The following is a 15,926-nucleotide window of genomic DNA, read 5'->3' as shown; positions in this document are numbered from 1 at the left end:
GGGTCTCGGCCGCGCCCCACGTCATGAGCTACCTACCGCAGGCCGTACGCCCGCTGGACGGTCTGCTCGGTGCGGTTGCCGTTCGCGTCCCAGGCGTTGACCTTCAGCCAGACGAAGCCGTCGGTGCGGGACAACTTCGGGTGAAGGGTGTAGACGTTGAACCGCCCGCCGCCGTTCGGCACCACCAACGCGCGGTGCCAGGTGGCGCCGCCGTCGGTCGACGTCGAGACGGACATCCCCTTCGCCTTCGGCTTGCCGGGGGTGGACCCGTGCGCAGCCGCCGTGATCGTGAACTTGTGCGCCCAGCCGGCCTTGGCCTTGTTGTTCAGGTCCAGACCCAGGTCGTAGTCGAGCTGAAGCACCGGCTGGAAGGCGCACGGCCCGGTGCCGGACGGGCAGGCGTACCCGGCCGGGGCGCCCTTCGCCGGGGTCTCCGAGCGGAAGGTGTAGACCGAGTCCACCCGGGGGGCGAGGGTCCGGACCGAGGTGAGCCCGTAGCCGGTGTCCGTGGTCTCCAGGCGGTAGACGCCCGACCCCGCCGGAAGCTGGAAGCGGCGCGGGGACGAGGCCAGCGGTGGGATCACCACGCCGTTGCGGGTCAGCTTCCAGGTGCTGTTGGCGGTGGAGGCGGGCATGCTGTGCCCGGCGTTGCCGTCCACCCAGTACTGCCCGGCGAGGAAGATGTCGCCGTCCCGGCAGAACCCGCAGGTGTTGGCCCGCACCACCGGAGACGTGACCTCGAGCGCCCCGACCCGGAGCGGCGCGGCGAACCACGACTCGTTCCGGCTGGGGGTGCCCGCCCGGAAGTAGTCCTCCGAGGTCCACCAGAACTGCTCCTGCGCGCCCGACTCGGTCGTGCCGACCTGCACGATGTACCGCAGCCACTGGTGGTCACCCTCGCCCACGTACTCCGTGCGCGCGGTCGGGCCGGGGAACCGCCAGGTGCTCTGCGCGGACCACGGGTCGCGCGGGCCCAGCGAGCCCCAGATCGAGTCGATCATGTGCGGCTTGTCGGCGTGGTAGCTCGTGTTCAGCTTCACCATCGCCTTCGGGTTCACCGGCCGCTCCGGCGTCTTCGGCACGCCGTTGTGGTCCCGACGCAGGTGGTAGACGTACGACGGGCCGGGGTTGCCGTCCAGGGTGACGGTGGTCTTCTTGCCGCCCTTGCGCAGCGACTCACCCTCGGCGCGGGACAGCGTGAGGGCGAGCATCGTGTCGGTGCTCGGCACGAGGCTGCCCAGCAGCGCGGGAGCCCCGGCGACGTCCACGTAGATCAGCGCGGTCGCGGCCCCCGCGGCGGCTGCGGCGTCCCGTGCCGCACGTGCCTCGTTCTGCGCGTGCGCGTGCCGCCACGGCCACTCCATGTCGGCCGGAATCTGGATCCGGATCAGCGCCGCCTTGCCCTTGACGCCGGCCGCGGCCAGCTCCTTCGGGCTACCGGAACCGGCGAACGCCACCGGCAGGCTGCGCTTCTTGCCGTTCAGGTGGCTGCTGGCGGAGAGCAGGTCGTAGTCCGGGGCGAGCCGGCCTCCGCCCCGCAGTCGCAGGTCCACGAGCGACTCGGCCAGGGTCCACTGGTTCTGGAACTCGAGGAAGCCGTACTTCACCGGCTTGGTCGGCGTGGCGTAGCCCTCGTACTGGCTGCCGCCGATGAGCACCGAGAAGGGCAGCACCGAGTTGTCGGCCAGCCCGCGAAGGGTGCCGAAGGTGACGCTCGGCATGTCGGTCGGCTCGGCCGTGGGCGGCCGGACGTTGACCGCCTTGCGGGCGTCCAACGTCACCGTGGTCGGCCCGTCGACCCGCACCTCGGTCTCGGTCATCAGCGTCGCCCGCTTGACGTCCTCCTCGTGCTCCATCAGCGCCACCTGGATGTCGTACACGCCGACCGGCAGCTGCATCGTCACGACGCCGTCGCGGGACTGCTCGTAGTACGCCGGCCGCGTCATCGGGTCGTTGTCGACCGGGTTGTCGATCCGGATCGCGCCGACCGTCTGCGGGCGCGGGGCGTCGCCCTTCGAGTCGATGAGCCGAACGGTCACCGGCTGCGTCGCGGTCTCCTTGTACCAGGACACGCCGGTGCGCACCGACACGGAGCCGTCGGCGGTCTTGGCGAGCAGCATGCCGCCGTACCCGCCGGTCGGAACGGCCTTCGGGTCCACCGTGAGGGTCACCTGGGCGGTGCCCTTCGCCGGGACGACGACGCTGGTCGCGGAGAGCGCGGCGGAACCGGCGGGCATCGGCTTGCCGTCGAACGCCTTCACGTCCAGCGCGAGGCCCAGCGTGACCGGGGCGGCACCGGAGTTGGTGTAGGTGACCTTGCGCTCGATCGGCGCCGACGCGCCGGCGATCCTGCCCACGTTGACCGTGGCCGTGCCGTAGACGCGCTGCTGGAGGGCGCGCGGGACGTCCAGCCGCCCGGTGCCGCCCTGCCACCACGCGTAGGCGCCGGCCTTGGTGCTGGTCACCAGCGCGTCCTTGAGCTGCGTCGCCGTCCAGTCCGGGTTGGCCTGGGCGAGCAGCGCGGCGGCGCCGGCGACGTGGGGGGTGGCCATCGAGGTGCCGCTGACCCGGGTGTACTGCCCTTCCACGGCGGGCCAGGGGGAGCCGGCGGCGCGGGCGGCCACGATGTCGGTGCCCGGCGCGGTGATCTCCGGCTTGACCGCCGCGTCACCGTAGCGGGGGCCACGGTTGGAGTACGGAGCGAGCGCGTCCGCCTTGTCGACCGCGCCGACGGTCAGCGCGCTGCTCGCCGCGCTGGGGCTGCCGATGGCGAGGTCGCCGTAGTTGTTTCCGGCGGCGACCACGAACAGCGCGCCGGTGGAGGCGGTCAGCGAGTCGACCGCCTGGCTCATCGGGTCGGTGCCGTCGGTGGTGTTGGGCGCCGACAGGCTCATGTTGACCACGTCGGCCCCCTGCGCGGTGGCCCACTCCATGCTGGCGATGATCCAGGAGTCCTGCCCGGACCCGCTGCGGTCGAGGGCCTTCGCGGAGAGCACCTGGGCACCCGGCGCGACGCCCTTGTGACGCCCGCCGGAGGCGGCGCCGCTGCCGGCGACCGTGGAGGCCACGTGCGTGCCGTGGCCGTGGTAGTCGACCCCGTCCGCCTCGGGCGTGAAGTTGGCGATGCCGGCGATGTTGCCGGAGAGGTCCGGGTGGGCCGGGTCGATACCGGTGTCGATCACCGCGACCTTCACGCCGGTCCCGGTGACGCCCGCCGCCCACGCGGCGGGGGCGCCGACCTGGGGCACGCTCTGGGCCAGGTTGACCTTGAACTTGCGGTCCAACCAGACCTTCTTGACGCCCTTGCTGAGGGCGGCGCGGGCGGTGCCGTTGGTCGTCGCCGGGGCGAGCGAGTCCCAGAACTGCCGGGCGTCGGCCGTCGACACGCTCAGCGCGGCCCCGTCGATGCTCGCCAGGGTGCGCTCGTTCGCGCTGGCCGGCAGCGCGTCGGCCTGCCGGGCCAGGGTCTTGGGGGCCGGGTCGCCCTGGAAGGTGACGATCACCGGCACGCTCTTCGCGGCGTCGGTGATCCCCTGGCGGACCAGCTCGCGCACGTTGAACAGGTCGCGCTCCAGCAGACCGGAGGTGACGTACGGCTCCGCGTCGGACGGGATGACGAACAGGTCGTCGTCGCTGCCCGTGACGGTGAACGTGGCGGACCGGGTCGGGTCGTCGGCCGTGTCGACCGAGTACGTCGACCGACCGTCGCGGCCGGTGGTCACGGTGACCGTGTCGCCGGTGAGCAGCGGCACGCGGTGGGTGCCGATCTCCCCCGGTTCGGGCTGTGGGGCCGACGGGGTGTTGGGTGGCGGCGGGCCGTCCGGTGTGGCCGGTGCGGCGAGCACGGGTTGGGTGGCGCTCAGGACCAACGCCGTGCCGGTGGCAGCGGCGGCGAGCGCACGGGTTAACCGCGCAGCAAACATTGACATCCTCCTTGCGGGATGCCTGAAGCTACCGCAGCCGCAGCGGCACTGTGAAGATCCTTTCTTAATGTTTTCCCTGGTAGGGGGCACCTTTGGCTTCTACTCTGGATAAAGGAGGATCGACTGTGGTTCGTGGCGGACCGCTCGCATCCGTAGGTCCACGGTGGATAAGTCGGGTTGCGCGACGTTTCCGCCGCGCCTCGCCGCAGCCGGTCACCAGGAGTGGTGGAGCGGCAGCCCGACGAAGCGGGCGTAACCCTCGAACGCCTCCTCGACGCGGGCCCGGGCGGCCCCGTCGAACGGCACCAGTTGCCGCACCGTCACGCCGACCCCGGTCCGGCCGAGGCTGCGCTTCCAGGTGCCGACCACCCGGCCGCCACGCACCACGGTGGACTGGAACATCCCGTTGTTGCCGGGGATGATCGCCTGCCTGTGCTCCGCGTCGACCATCAGCGACCGGTCCTTGTAGCCCAGCAGGTACTCGTCGAAGCCCGGAAGCGCGTGCACGTCGTCCACCGGCTCCCGGGGCGCGTCGAGCAGGGCCGGGTCGACGACCGCCTCCGCACCGTCGACCGTCACGGTGGTCAGCGCGTCCCCGGCGGCGGCGATGCCCCGCTTCGCGTCGGCGGCGGTGAGGCCCGTCCAGCCGGCGAAGTCCTGCCGGGTGGTCGGGCCGTGGCTGCGGAAGTAGCGCAGCGCGAGGAGGCCCAGCGCCTCGTCGCGCTCGGGGCGGCGCGGGTCGGGCACCCACTCGTCGAGCAGGGCGAAGGTCTGCTCGGTGCCGACGTGCGGGGCGATGCAGGTGACGCCGCGCTGGGCCGCGTACCAGAGCAGGTGGTAGCCGCGCTGCCCGGTGGTGGCGATCCCGGCCTCGTCGAGCACGGCGAGGCACCGGGCGCGGGTGAGCCGGCCCCCTCCGGCCAGCGCCGCGCCGAGCACGTCGGCGGCCCGGTCGGCCTCGGCCTCGGTGAGCCCGAGGACCGCCCGCCGTCGCTCCACCCCGGCCAGGGCCCGTACGCCGGTGACCTCCAGCATCCAGCGCGCGTCCCGCGACGGGACGAGGTGCACGGTGCCCCGCATGGGCCAGGTGCGCAGCGCCTCCCGCCGCTCCAGGGCCTCCCACACGTCGGCCTGCGTCCAGCCGGGCAGGCGCAGCCCGAGCGACCACAGGCCGCTCGCCACGTCCTGCGCCTGCATCGCGCCGAACCACTCGACCACCCCGGCCACGTCGCCGGGCCGGGCGGCGGGGTGTGGGCGCAGCAGCAGGCTGGTCATCCGCAGCGCGAGGGCCTGCGCGGCGGTCAGTTCCGCCGTGCCGGCGAGCGTCGTCGACCCGGCCCGTCTCCTCGTGCCGCTCGTCGCCATGTGCGCCGCCTTCCGTCCGTCGAGGCGACAGCATAGGACCGGGCACCGACGACGCGGGCGCGACCGGGCGGGCGGACCGCAGGGTCCACCCGCCCGGGGTCGTGCCGGCCGTGCGTCAGGCGTGACGACGGGCCGGCTCGGGCACGTCGGCCTCCACCTGCTCGCGGCGCAGCCGCTCGTCGACGGCGCGGTCCTCGACCACCTCGTCCTTGGCCAGGCGCACCCGCTCGACGGGGACCTGCTCCTTGCTCACCACGGGTCGTTCGGCGCGCAGCGTCATCTCCTGCTCCTCGTCGCCGATGTCGGCCCGCGCCCGACGGTCGCCGGCGGCGACGGGCTCGTGCTCGACCCGCACCTCGTCGTGCTCCACGGGGACGGTGGTGTGCACGTCCTCGCTGACGACGTGCTTGCGCAGCACGGCGGTGCCGGCGGGCTCGCTCTCGGTGCCGACGTGCAGCCGCTCCTCGGAGCGGATGACCTCCGGCCCCTCCCGGCGCTGCCGCCCCTGGGCCTGCGTCCCGGGCTGCTGGAGCTGGTAGTGCGCGTAGAGCTGGGCGAGCTGCTGGGCGTCCAGCGGCTGGTCGGTGCCCGTTTCCACGCTGGGCGCGCTGCGCACGGTCGCCTTGTCGTACGGCAGGCTCAGCGTGTCCTCGCGCAGCGTGGCCGCGCCCAGCGGGGCCATCGACTCGTGGTGGCCCATCACCCCGGTCTTCACGCTGACCCAGGTCGGCTCACCGGCGGCGTCGGCCCACACCTGGCCCACGCTGCCGATCTTCGCGCCCGAGCGGTCCTGGACGTCCTGCCCGTACAGAGATCGGATCTGCTGTTCGGTCAGTCGCATGGTTCGTCCTTCCTCTCGTGGGTCACGCCCTGGCTACCCGGCAGCCGCCGGGCACATTCCCGGGGACGGAGGTGGATAGGAGCAGCGCGGCGGAAACGGGCCCGGTGCGAGGCATGGGCCCCGGCGCAGCGGGGATGCGGCGGGGCGGAGCGACGCGACGAATGCGAGGTGTGGGATGACCGCGTCCAACGACCCGGCCCGGGGGGCCGGGGTGTCCACCGGGCGGCGGCCGTCGGCCGGCCGGGCCAAGACCAGCGCCGCGGCGACCTTCGCCCTGGTGTTCGGGGTCGCCGGGCTGCTCAGCGTGCTGACGGCCATCCTGGCCTGGGTGGGTCTGCTGCTCGGCGTCATCGGGGTGGTCCTCGGCATCTTCGGCCTGAGGATGGCGGGCCGGCCCGGGGTGACCGGGCGCGGGGTGGCCATCGGCGGTCTGGTGCTCAGCGCCCTCGCGGTGCTGCTCGGGCTGGCCCTGGCGGCCGGGATCAGCACCTTCGTCAACAACGAGAAGGCCGTCGACCGGCTGGAGCAGCGGGTCGGCGACCTGCGCGACAAGCTGGACTGAACCGGCTGCCCCGTCCCGTTCGGGAGGGCGACGGTGCGGCGCGTGCCGGACAGGCTGCGAACCCGTCCCGGCGGACGCCGCCGCGTCGTTTGCCGCCGTGCGGGGCGGGTAGTCGCCGGAGTTGACCCGAACCGAGGAGGGATCTCATGGACGGCCCGATCAAGGTCGCGGTGATCTACTACAGCGCGACCGGCATCACGTACCAGATGGCGGTGGCCGCCGCCGAGGCCGCCGGTGAGGCCGGTGCGGAGGTCCGCCTGCGCAAGGTGCGCGAGCTGGCGCCGGACGAGGCGATCCGCTCCAACTCGGGATGGGAGGCGCACCGCCTCCAGACCCAGGAGGTCGAGGAGGCCGAGCCCGACGACCTCTCCTGGGCCGACGTGGTGATCTTCGGGTCGCCGACCCGCTACGGCATGATCGCCGCGCAGCTCAAGCAGTTCATCGACACCACCGGCCCGCTCTGGGCCAACGGTGCGCTGGCGGACAAGGTGTACGCCGCGTTCACCTCGACCGCGACGTCGCACGGCGGCCAGGAGTCGACGCTGCTCTCCCTGCTCACGGTCTTCTACCACTGGGGCGGCGTGGTGGTCACCCCCGGCTACACGGACGCGAGCCAGTTCGTCGCCGGCAACCCGTACGGCGCCTCGCACACCAGCAACAACGGCGAGATCCCGCCGGACTCCGTCGCGCTGGGCGCGAGCGCGCTGACCGCCCGGCGGGCGGTGCGCATCGGCGCGGCGCTGAAGAAGGGCCTGGCCGCCGGCTGACCGGCAGGGGAAGCCGGCGGCGCGGACGGGGGCTCTCGGCCCGCCCGCGCCGCCGGTCGACGGGTCACTACCCCCGTTCGGCCGTTCCATGCCCCGACCCGACCGGCGACCGGCCCGGCGGCACCGACATCAGGTGGGCGAGCACGTCGGCCAGGACGGCGAGCCCGTCGCGGCTGAGCACCGACTCGGGGTGGAACTGCACCCCGGCGAAGCCGGGCCCGCGCAGCGCGTGCACCGCCCCGTCGTCCGGGTCGCGGGACAGCTCCACCGGCCCGTACGCGGTGGCGATCCGGTCCGCGTCGGCCAGGGCCGTGAAGGTGGAGTAGAACCCCACCCGCCGGCTCGCGCCAAAGACCGTCACGTCCCGCTGCGCCCCCTGGTAGGGCGCGTCCCGTCGGTGCAGCGGCAGGCCGAGCAGCCCGGCCAGGAGCTGGTGGCTCAGGCAGACCGCCAGCGTGGGCGCCCCGGCGGCGAGCCGCCCGGCGAGCAGGCCCCGCAGGGCGGCCATCTTCGGCTGCCCCACCTCCCGGGGGTCACCGGGGCCGGGGCCGGCCACCACCAGGTCGTGCCCGTCGGTGGGGCCGGTGGCGTGCCACGGGGTCACCTCGACGGCCAGGCCGAGGGCGCGCAACTGGTGGGCGAGCATCCCCGTGAAGGTGTCCTCCCCGTCCACGATCAGCGCCCGGCGGCCGGCCAGCCCCGCCAGCGCCACCGCGCCGGGGGGCCGCTGGTCCAGCCAGAACCGGGCCAGCGGGGCGTTGCGGGCGGCCAGCGCCGCCCGTACCTCGGGGTCGTCGGCCAGCCGCTGCACCGGGCCCGGCCCCGGGGCCGGGGCGTCGGGCCGCAGGCCCAGCGCGGCCAGCACCCCGGCGGCCTTCGCGTGGGTCTCGGCCACCTCCCCCTCGGGGGTGGAGTGCCGCACCAGGGTCGCCCCGACCGGCACCCGCAGCTCCCCGGCGGGGGAGATCTCGGCCGTACGGATCAGGATGGGCGCGTCGAGGGTCTGCCGGCCGGCCTCGTCGCGGCCCAGCAGGGCCAGCACCCCGGCGTAGTAGCGCCGCCCCGTCGCCTCGTGCCGGGCGATCACCCGGCAGGCGTTCTCCATCGGGCTGCCGGTCACGGTGGGGGCGAACATGGTCTCCCGCAGCACCTCCCGCACGTCCAGGCGGCCCCGCCCGGCCAGCAGGTACTCGGTGTGCGCCAGGTGCGACATCTCCTTGAGGTACGGGCCGACGACCTGCCCGCCGCGCTCGGCGACGCGGGCCATCATCTTCAGCTCCTCGTCGAGCACCATGTACAGCTCGTCGACCTCCTTCGGGTCGGCGAGGAACCGCAGCAGCGCCGCCCGGTCGGCCGTGCCGCCGTGCCGGAAGGTGCCGCTGATCGGGTTCATCAAAACCAGGCCGTCGTCGACGCTGACGTGCCGCTCCGGGCTCGCCCCGACCAGCACGCGGGTGCCCGTGTGCACCACGAACGTCCAGTACGCGCCGCGCTCGCGCAGCAGCAGCCGGCGCAGCGCGGCCAGGGCGGCCACCAGCGGGGGGCCCTGCACGGTGGCCCGCATGGTGCGGTGGACGACGAAGTTCGCGCCCTCGCCCCGCCCGATCTCCTCGGCGAGGACCCGGCCCACGATGTCGGCGTACTCGGCGTCGGAGACGTCGAAGCCGGCCCCCGTGGTGCGCACCGGCGCGTCGGGCAGGGCGGCCAGCGCGTCGTCCAGGGGCAGCCGTGCGTGCCCGGTGATCTCCAGGCACTCCAGCGGGGCGCCGTCGTCCACGCAGGCGAACCCGCGCTCGGTGACCTGCCGGTAGGGCACGAGCGCGAGCGTGCGCGGGCCGGCCGGTCCGTCGGGCAGCGGGATGTCGGCGAGCCGGTCGACCGGGCGTACCGTGCCGGTGAAGAGGTCGAGGTGGTCGGCGCCCTCGCGGCGGACGAGCGCGAAGGGGCCGGGGTCGACGCCGCCGGTGGCGTCGGCGAGCAGGCGGTGCGGGCTGGTCATCGGGTCTCTCCTGGTGGCCGGGCGCCGCCGCCGAAGGCGGCCCCGGGGCCGGGGAGACCGGCGACCGCCTCGTCGGGCGGCCGCGTGGGGAAGCTACGCGCGGGGGTGGGCCGCCGGGTCGGCGGGCCACCAGCGGGTCGGGTGCGCGGGCATGTGCCTCACCCTACGCGCCGGACCACCCGCCGGGAGTCCGATCCCGCCCTACGGGACCGCCCGCCGCCCCGCCGCCCCGCCGCCGGACAGGTACGGTGATCGACGATGGACATCCTCGCGCTCGACCTGGGCACCTCCTCCGTGCGGGGCCTCGTGCTGGACTCCGACGCCGCGCCGCGCCCCGGCGCCCTCGCCCGTCGCCGGCTGCGCCTCACCGTGGACGACGACGGCACCGGCACCCTGGACGGTCCCGCCTACCTCGCCTGCCTCGCCGACTGCCTGGACGAGCTGGCCGCCGGCGGGCACCTGCGCGACGTCGGCCTCGTCGCCACCAGCGCCCAGTGGCACTCGGTGTTGCCCGTCGACCGCGCCGGCGAGCCGCTCGGCCCGGTGCTCACCTGGCTCGACACCCGCCCCGAGCCGCCCACGGGCGCGGCCGGCCCGGCCGACGCGGATGCGTTCCACCTGCGCACCGGCGCCTGGTGGCACCGCTGCTACTGGTCGGTGCGGCTGCCGTGGCTGCGCGGGCACGCCGGCACCGTCCCGGCCCGCTTCGTCGGCCTGGTGGAGTACGTGCTCGGCGGGCTGCTCGACGCGGCCCCCATGTCGGTCTCCCAGGCCTCCGGCACCGGCCTGCTCGACCTGCGGGCGCTGAGCTGGGACGCGGAGGCGTGCGAGCTGGCCGGTGTGGGCCCGGGGGAGCTGCCCGAGCTGGCCCCCGAGGGCTGGCGCGGCAGGCTGCGGCCCGAGCACGCCCGCCGCTGGCCGCAGCTCGCGGACGCCGCCTGGGCGGCGCCGGTGGGCGACGGGGCCGCCTCGAACGTCGGCTCCGGCGCGACGGGCCCCGACCGCGCGGCGGTGACGGTGGGCACCTCGGCGGCCGTCCGGCTGGTCCAGCCGGCCCCGGTCGGCGCGGAGCTGCCGGCGCTGCCCGAGCGGCTGTGGCGGTACCGGGTCGACCACCACCACGTGGTCACCGGGGCCGCGTACTCGGCCGGGGGGAACCTGTTCCACTGGGCCAACCGGGAGCTGCGGCTGCCGGAGGGGGCCGAGCTGGAGGCCGCGCTGGCCCGGATCGACCCGGCCGGCGGGGTCGACGCCGACCCGCGCTTCGGCGGGGACCGGCCGCCCGGTCGCGCCCCGGCCGGCTCCGGCCGGCTGCGCGGGCTGAGCCTGAACACCGGGGCGGTCGACATCCTGGCCGGCCTGATGTCCGGGGTCTGCCGGCTGGTCGCCGCCGACCTCGTCGAGCTGGAGTCCACCGTGGACGGCCGGGTCGAGGTGGTGCTCGGCGGCGGGGCGATGGCCGCGTCGGACTGGTGGCGGCGGTCCTTCGCGGCCGTGCTCGGGCCCCGTCGGGTGTGGTACCGGCCCGACCCGGAGATCGGGGCGACCGGCGCAGCCCGGGTGGCGCTCGGCCGGCTGGGCGAGCCGGTCCCGCTGGTCGGCATCGGCCGGACGGACGAGGCGCCCTCACCGGCACCGTCAGGACGGCGCGACCCCCGGTACCCTTCCTGATCTTCCACTCAGGAAGGCCCATTGACAGGACCGGCCCGGCTGGTTGGATGGACCCCGGCCCTGCGGTGGATGACCCCAGGGGCCTAGGAGGCATGTGTGGGCGCAGGTCCCGACGGGGCGTCTAACCACCGCCGGAGCCGATTCGACGTCCGGGTCGTGCCGCACCGGCGGCGCTCGCCGCTGCGGCTGCGGGACTGGCGGATGGGCACCAAGCTCGTCACCGTGCTCGTGGTCCCCTCGGTGGCGTTCCTGGTGCTGGCCGGCATCCAGACCCGGAGCCTGGTCGGGCAGACCACCGCGCTGGGCGACTTCGCCGACCAGGTCGCCATCGGCCGGGAGATCACCGCCGCCGTGCACCAGCTCCAGCAGGAGCGCGACCGCACCGCCGGCGAGCTGGCCGAGCTGCGCCGCGTCGGCGGACAGGGCGACCGGGACACCGCGATCGCCGCGCTGGCGCCGCTGCGCGCCGCCACCGACACCGCCGTGCAGGACCTGCGCCGGGCGGCGGCCCCGTTGCGCGACGCCGACGCCGGGGCCGCCTGGCGGGTCGCGTACGCGGCGGCGCTGGAGGCGTACGACCAGGTCGTCTACATCCGGGCGGCGGTGCCCCCGGCGGTGCTGGACAGCGACACCATCCTCGACAACTACCACCGGGCGATCTCCGCCCTGCTGACCCTGCTCGCCCAGCCCTCACCGGGGGAGGGGCGGCGGGCGCTGGGCGACAGCGTGCTGCGCTACGTCCAGCTCGCCCGGGTCAAGGAGCTCTCCTCCCGGGTCCGCGCCGAGCTGTACGCCGCCGCCCGCACCGGCCGGTACGGGGTGGAGGACCAGGTCGAGCTGACCGACCTGCGCGCGCGACTGCTCACCGCCCTCGGCGCGTTCCGGCTGGCGGCCACCGAGGAGCAGATCCGCCGCTTCGACGCGGTCTCCGCCAACCCCGCGTTCGACACGGCCGCCCGGCTGGAGGAGCAGAGCCTGCCGGACGGCCGCGCCGCGCCGGCGGTGCTGGCCGCCCCGCAGTGGTGGGCGGCGAGCGAGCAGCGCCAGGAGCTGCTGCGGCAACTGGAGGCCGGCGTCGTCGACGACGCGGTGACCGAGGCCGAGCAGACCAGCGCCGGCCAGCTCCGGACCACGCTGCTCGTGGTCGGCGGCATCCTCGCCGTGCTGCTGGCGGCCCTGCTGATCTCGGTGCTGGTCGGGCGGAGCATCGCCCGGTCGACGCGGCTGCTGCGCGGCCGGGCGCTGCGGATCGCCCAGGTCGAGCTGCCCGAGGCCCTGGAGCGGCTGCGCCAGGTCTCCGGCGGGGTGCCCGACATCGAGGTGCCACCCGCCGTGGTCCGCTCGCTCGACGAGATGGGGGAGCTGGCCGAGGCGTTCGTGGCGGTGCACCGCAGCGCGGTCAGCGTCGCCGTGGAGCAGGCGACCATGCGCCGCAACGTCAACCTGATGTTCGTCAACCTCGCCCGGCGCAGCCAGGTCCTCGTGGAGCGGCAGTTGGAGCTCCTCGACGGCCTGGAACGCGAGGAGAGCGACCCGGACCAACTGGAGAACCTGTTCCGGCTCGACCACATCGCCGCCCGGCTGCGCCGCAACGACGAGAGCCTGCTGGTGCTCGCCGGCAGCGAGTCGACCCGGCGGTGGAGACGCCCGGTGGGGCTCGCCGCGGTGCTGCTGGCCGCGACCGCCGAGACCGAGCAGTACCAGCGGGTGCGCCACGAGCAGGTGGCCGAGCTGCACGTCGTCGGGCACGTCGTGGCCGACCTGGTGCACCTGTTCGCCGAGCTGCTGGAGAACGCCACCGCCTTCTCCCGGCCGGACACCACGGTGCTGGTCAGCGCGCGGCACGAGGGGACCGGCGCGCTGGTCGAGATCGTCGACCGGGGGCTGGGGATGAGCCCGACCGGGCTGGCCGAGGCGAACGCGGTGCTGGCGTCCCCGCCGGCCGCCGACGTCGCGGCGTCCGAGCGGATGGGCCTGTTCGTGGTCAGCCATCTGGCCGCCCGGCACGCCGTCGAGGTGCGCCTGCACGCCGACCCCGACGGGCTGGTGGCCCGGGTGCGGCTCCCGATGGTCCTGCTCACCGCCCCGACGCCGGAACTGGACCCGCCGTTCCCTCGGATGCTGACCGCCCCGCCGCCCCGGCGGGTCGCCGCCGTCCCGGCGGACCCCACCGAGCTGCCGGTGGCCGGGCGCCGCCCGCCCGCCGTGGCCGCGTCGCGGCAGCCCCGGCCGGTGCCGGTGCGGGCCGAGGACGTGCTCGCCCCGGCGGCCGGGCAGCCCGCCGGGGGCGGGGGCGGCTGGTGGTCCCGGCAGGGCCCGGCGGCCGGCGCGACATCCGCCCCGGCGCCGCCCGTGGTGCCGGTGACCGGCGGCACCAACGCGCGCGGCCTGCCGGTCCGGGTGCCGATGGCCCAGCTCGCCGCCACGACGCGACCCGCGCGACCGCAGCAGCCGGCCCCGCGGCACGACCCGGACCCGGAGGCCGTGGGTGGCATGCTGTCGCGGCTCTACAGCGGGATGCGGCGCGCCGAGGCCGAGGAGACCGTCGAGTTTGTCCGGCCGCCGTCCGGCGGGCGGACCGAAGGGGGAGATGAGTGACCACGTTGAGCCAGGAGGCACGGGACCTGAGCTGGCTGGTGAGCGGATTCGTGGAGCGGGTGCCGGGGGTGGTGCACGCGATCGTGGTCTCGTCGGACGGGCTGCTGGTCGCGATCTCCGACCACCTGCCCCGCGACCACGCCGACAAGCTCTCGGCGGTGACCTCGGGGCTGATGAGCATCACCGCCGGGGCGGCGCGGATGTTCGACGACGACATCGTGAAGCAGACCGTGGTGGAGATGGGCCGCGGCTACTTCCTGGTGATGCAGATCCGCGACGGGTCCATCCTGGCCACGCTGGCGGCCGGGGACGCCGACGTCGGTGTGGTCGGCTACGAGATGGCCCGGCTGGTCAAGCAGGCGGGGGAGATGCTCACCCCGGCGCTGCGGGCCGAGCTCCAGCAGGCGCTGCCCCGCTGAGCGCGCGGGGCGGGCACGACACCGTCGCGCCCGCCCCGGGCCTGCTACAGGCCGTTGGCCCGGATCACCTCGCGGTACCAGTGCGCGCTGCGCTTGAGCACCCGGCGCTGGGTCGGGTAGTCCACGTAGACCAGGCCCCAGCGCTGCTCGTACCCCTCGGCCCACTCGAAGTTGTCCAGCAGCGACCAGACGTGGTAGCTCTCCAGCGGCACGCCGTCGCCGACGGCCCGGTGCGCGGCGGCCATGTGGTCGCGCAGGAAGCTGATCCGGCCGGCGTCGTCGACGGTCCCGTCGGCGGCCAGGACGTCCGCCTGCGGCAGGCCGTTCTCGGTGACGGTCAGCGGGACCGGCCCATAGTCCCGGGTCACCCGGGTCAGGATGTCGTACATGCCGTCCGGGTAGATCTGCTGCCAGTCGGCCTGCGAGGTGGGCCAGCGGCTGACCGTGCCGCCCTCGCCGTCGACGTAGTACGGGGTGTAGTACTGCACGGCCAGCAGGTCGATCGGGGAGGCGACGATCTCCAGGTCGCCGTCGGCGATGCCGCGCGCCATCCGGCTGTCGGGGCCGAGGTCGGCCAGCACGTCGGCCGGGTAGCTGCCCTTGAGGATCGAGTCGAGGTAGAGGCGGTTCTCGTACCCGTCGTGGAGGCGCGCGGCCCGGGCGGCCTCGGCGCTGTCGTCGGCCGGGTAGCAGGGGTGCAGGTTCAGGGCGGGGCCGATCCGGCCGGCGCCGGTGGCGCGCAGCGCCCGCACGGCCAGGCCGTGGGCGAGCTGGAGGTGGTGGGCGACCAGGTACGCCGCCTGCGGGTCCTGGAAGCCGGGGGCGTGGTGGCCCTCCAGGTATCCGTTCTGCACCACGGTCTTCGGCTCGTTGATGGTCAGCCAGACCGGCACCCGGTCGCCGAGGTGCCGGAAGAGCACCTCGGCATACTCGGCAAAGCGGTAGGCCGTGTCGCGGTTCTCCCAGCCGCCGGTGTCCTGCAACGCCTGGGGCAGGTCCCAGTGGAACAGGGTGGCCATCGGCGAGATGCCCCGCTCGTGCAGCCCGTCGACGAGGCGGCGGTAGAAGTCGAGGCCCCGCTGGTTGGGCGCGCCGGTGCCGTCGGCCTGGATGCGCGGCCAGGAGATGGAGAACCGGTAGCTGCCCAGCCCCAGGTCGCGCATCAGGTCGAGATCGTCGGCCCAGCGGTGGTAGTGGTCGGCGGCGACGTCGCCGGTGTCGCCGTTGCGGGTGCGGCCCGGGGTGCGGCTGAAGGTGTCCCAGACCGACTCGCCGCGGCCGTCCTCCTTGGCGGCGCCCTCGATCTGGTACGCGGAGGTGGCGGCGCCCCAGCCGAAGCCGGCCGGGAAGCGCAGCTCGGCCCCGGGGCCGGGAGCCCCGTCGGCGGCGGAGGGTGCGGCGGGGCTGGGCAGCCGCCGGGTGTGCATCGACATGGGGCCTTCTCCTCGTGGTGGGGTGCCCCGCCGTCGCGGCCGGGAGCGCTCCCAGCATAAGGCAGGCGGGGCCGGCCGAGGCCGCCGGCGGCGGATCGGCTCTGCGGGGCGGACTTCTTCCGGGCGCGGCCGGATGCGCGGACGCGCGGACGGGGAGGCGGCGCCGGGGCGTCGGTCGGGGGTGTGACCCACCCGCCGGCGTGCGCCGACAGCGAGCGAGGCCGGGCGGGTGGCGGACACGCCTGACCCGTCGGCCTCTTTTCCCATGGTGTCGGGGGGTTTAGTGTGGGGACGGGGGAGGGCAACCCCCGTCCCCACCTGTGATGCACACACGCACGAGCGGAATTG

The 15,926-nt window shown here is 75.0% G+C and carries 10 protein-coding genes; 5 read left to right on the top strand and 5 right to left on the bottom strand.

The window, feature by feature from the left end:
* Positions 1 to 32 precede the first annotated feature (32 nt).
* From LPU43_RS09760 to LPU43_RS09750, 3 genes are all read right to left on the bottom strand, one after another.
* Positions 33 to 3,923, bottom strand: coding sequence for a S8 family peptidase (locus LPU43_RS09760; RefSeq protein ID WP_229399948.1), 3,891 nt, complete (start codon positions 3,921 to 3,923; stop codon positions 33 to 35).
* A 213-nt stretch (positions 3,924 to 4,136) separates the two neighbouring features.
* Positions 4,137 to 5,288, bottom strand: a complete 1,152-nt coding sequence (locus LPU43_RS09755; RefSeq protein WP_229399947.1) for a winged helix DNA-binding domain-containing protein — start codon at positions 5,286 to 5,288, stop codon at positions 4,137 to 4,139.
* A 115-nt stretch (positions 5,289 to 5,403) separates the two neighbouring features.
* The gene (locus tag LPU43_RS09750; RefSeq protein WP_229399946.1) at positions 5,404 to 6,129 is read right to left on the bottom strand and encodes a PRC and DUF2382 domain-containing protein; all 726 of its coding nucleotides are present in this window, start codon (positions 6,127 to 6,129) and stop codon (positions 5,404 to 5,406) included.
* A gap of 175 nt (positions 6,130 to 6,304) precedes the next feature.
* Here LPU43_RS09750 and LPU43_RS09745 point away from each other — a divergent pair, with 175 nt between their 5' ends.
* Together LPU43_RS09745 and wrbA are read left to right on the top strand one after the other, a co-directional pair.
* The gene (locus LPU43_RS09745; protein ID WP_229399945.1) at positions 6,305 to 6,691 is read left to right on the top strand and encodes a hypothetical protein; all 387 of its coding nucleotides are present in this window, start codon (positions 6,305 to 6,307) and stop codon (positions 6,689 to 6,691) included.
* 146 nt (positions 6,692 to 6,837) lie between these two features.
* Complete coding sequence (wrbA, locus tag LPU43_RS09740) at positions 6,838 to 7,458, top strand: NAD(P)H:quinone oxidoreductase (protein WP_229399944.1); 621 nt, start codon at positions 6,838 to 6,840, stop codon at positions 7,456 to 7,458.
* Between the two features lie 67 nt (positions 7,459 to 7,525).
* Here the strand turns inward: wrbA and LPU43_RS09735 are convergent, their stop codons facing one another.
* Positions 7,526 to 9,457, bottom strand: coding sequence for a chorismate-binding protein (locus tag LPU43_RS09735; protein WP_229399943.1), 1,932 nt, complete (start codon positions 9,455 to 9,457; stop codon positions 7,526 to 7,528).
* 258 nt (positions 9,458 to 9,715) lie between these two features.
* On the opposite strand from LPU43_RS09735, the gene LPU43_RS09730 reads away from it, so the two are divergent.
* From LPU43_RS09730 to LPU43_RS09720, 3 genes are all read left to right on the top strand, one after another.
* On the top strand, positions 9,716 to 11,128 hold the full coding sequence (locus LPU43_RS09730) for an FGGY family carbohydrate kinase (RefSeq protein ID WP_229399942.1): 1,413 nt from the start codon (positions 9,716 to 9,718) through the stop codon (positions 11,126 to 11,128).
* Between the two features lie 96 nt (positions 11,129 to 11,224).
* Positions 11,225 to 13,726: a sensor histidine kinase gene (locus LPU43_RS09725; RefSeq protein ID WP_229399941.1), complete on the top strand. Its 2,502-nt coding sequence runs from the start codon at positions 11,225 to 11,227 to the stop codon at positions 13,724 to 13,726.
* A complete protein-coding gene (locus LPU43_RS09720) occupies positions 13,723 to 14,145 on the top strand; it encodes a roadblock/LC7 domain-containing protein (RefSeq protein WP_255684531.1) in 423 nt (140 codons plus the stop codon). The genes LPU43_RS09725 and LPU43_RS09720 overlap by 4 nt, the downstream gene beginning before the upstream one ends.
* A gap of 44 nt (positions 14,146 to 14,189) precedes the next feature.
* Here the strand turns inward: LPU43_RS09720 and LPU43_RS09715 are convergent, their stop codons facing one another.
* On the bottom strand, positions 14,190 to 15,578 hold the full coding sequence (locus LPU43_RS09715; RefSeq protein ID WP_229399940.1) for a GH1 family beta-glucosidase: 1,389 nt from the start codon (positions 15,576 to 15,578) through the stop codon (positions 14,190 to 14,192).
* Between the last annotated feature and the right edge of the window lie 348 nt (positions 15,579 to 15,926).

The organism is Micromonospora okii (assembly GCF_020884795.1).
Classification (GTDB): domain Bacteria; phylum Actinomycetota; class Actinomycetes; order Mycobacteriales; family Micromonosporaceae; genus Micromonospora; species Micromonospora okii.
Note: the sequence above shows the minus strand (reverse complement) of the source record. Positions and strands in the feature narration are given on the sequence as shown.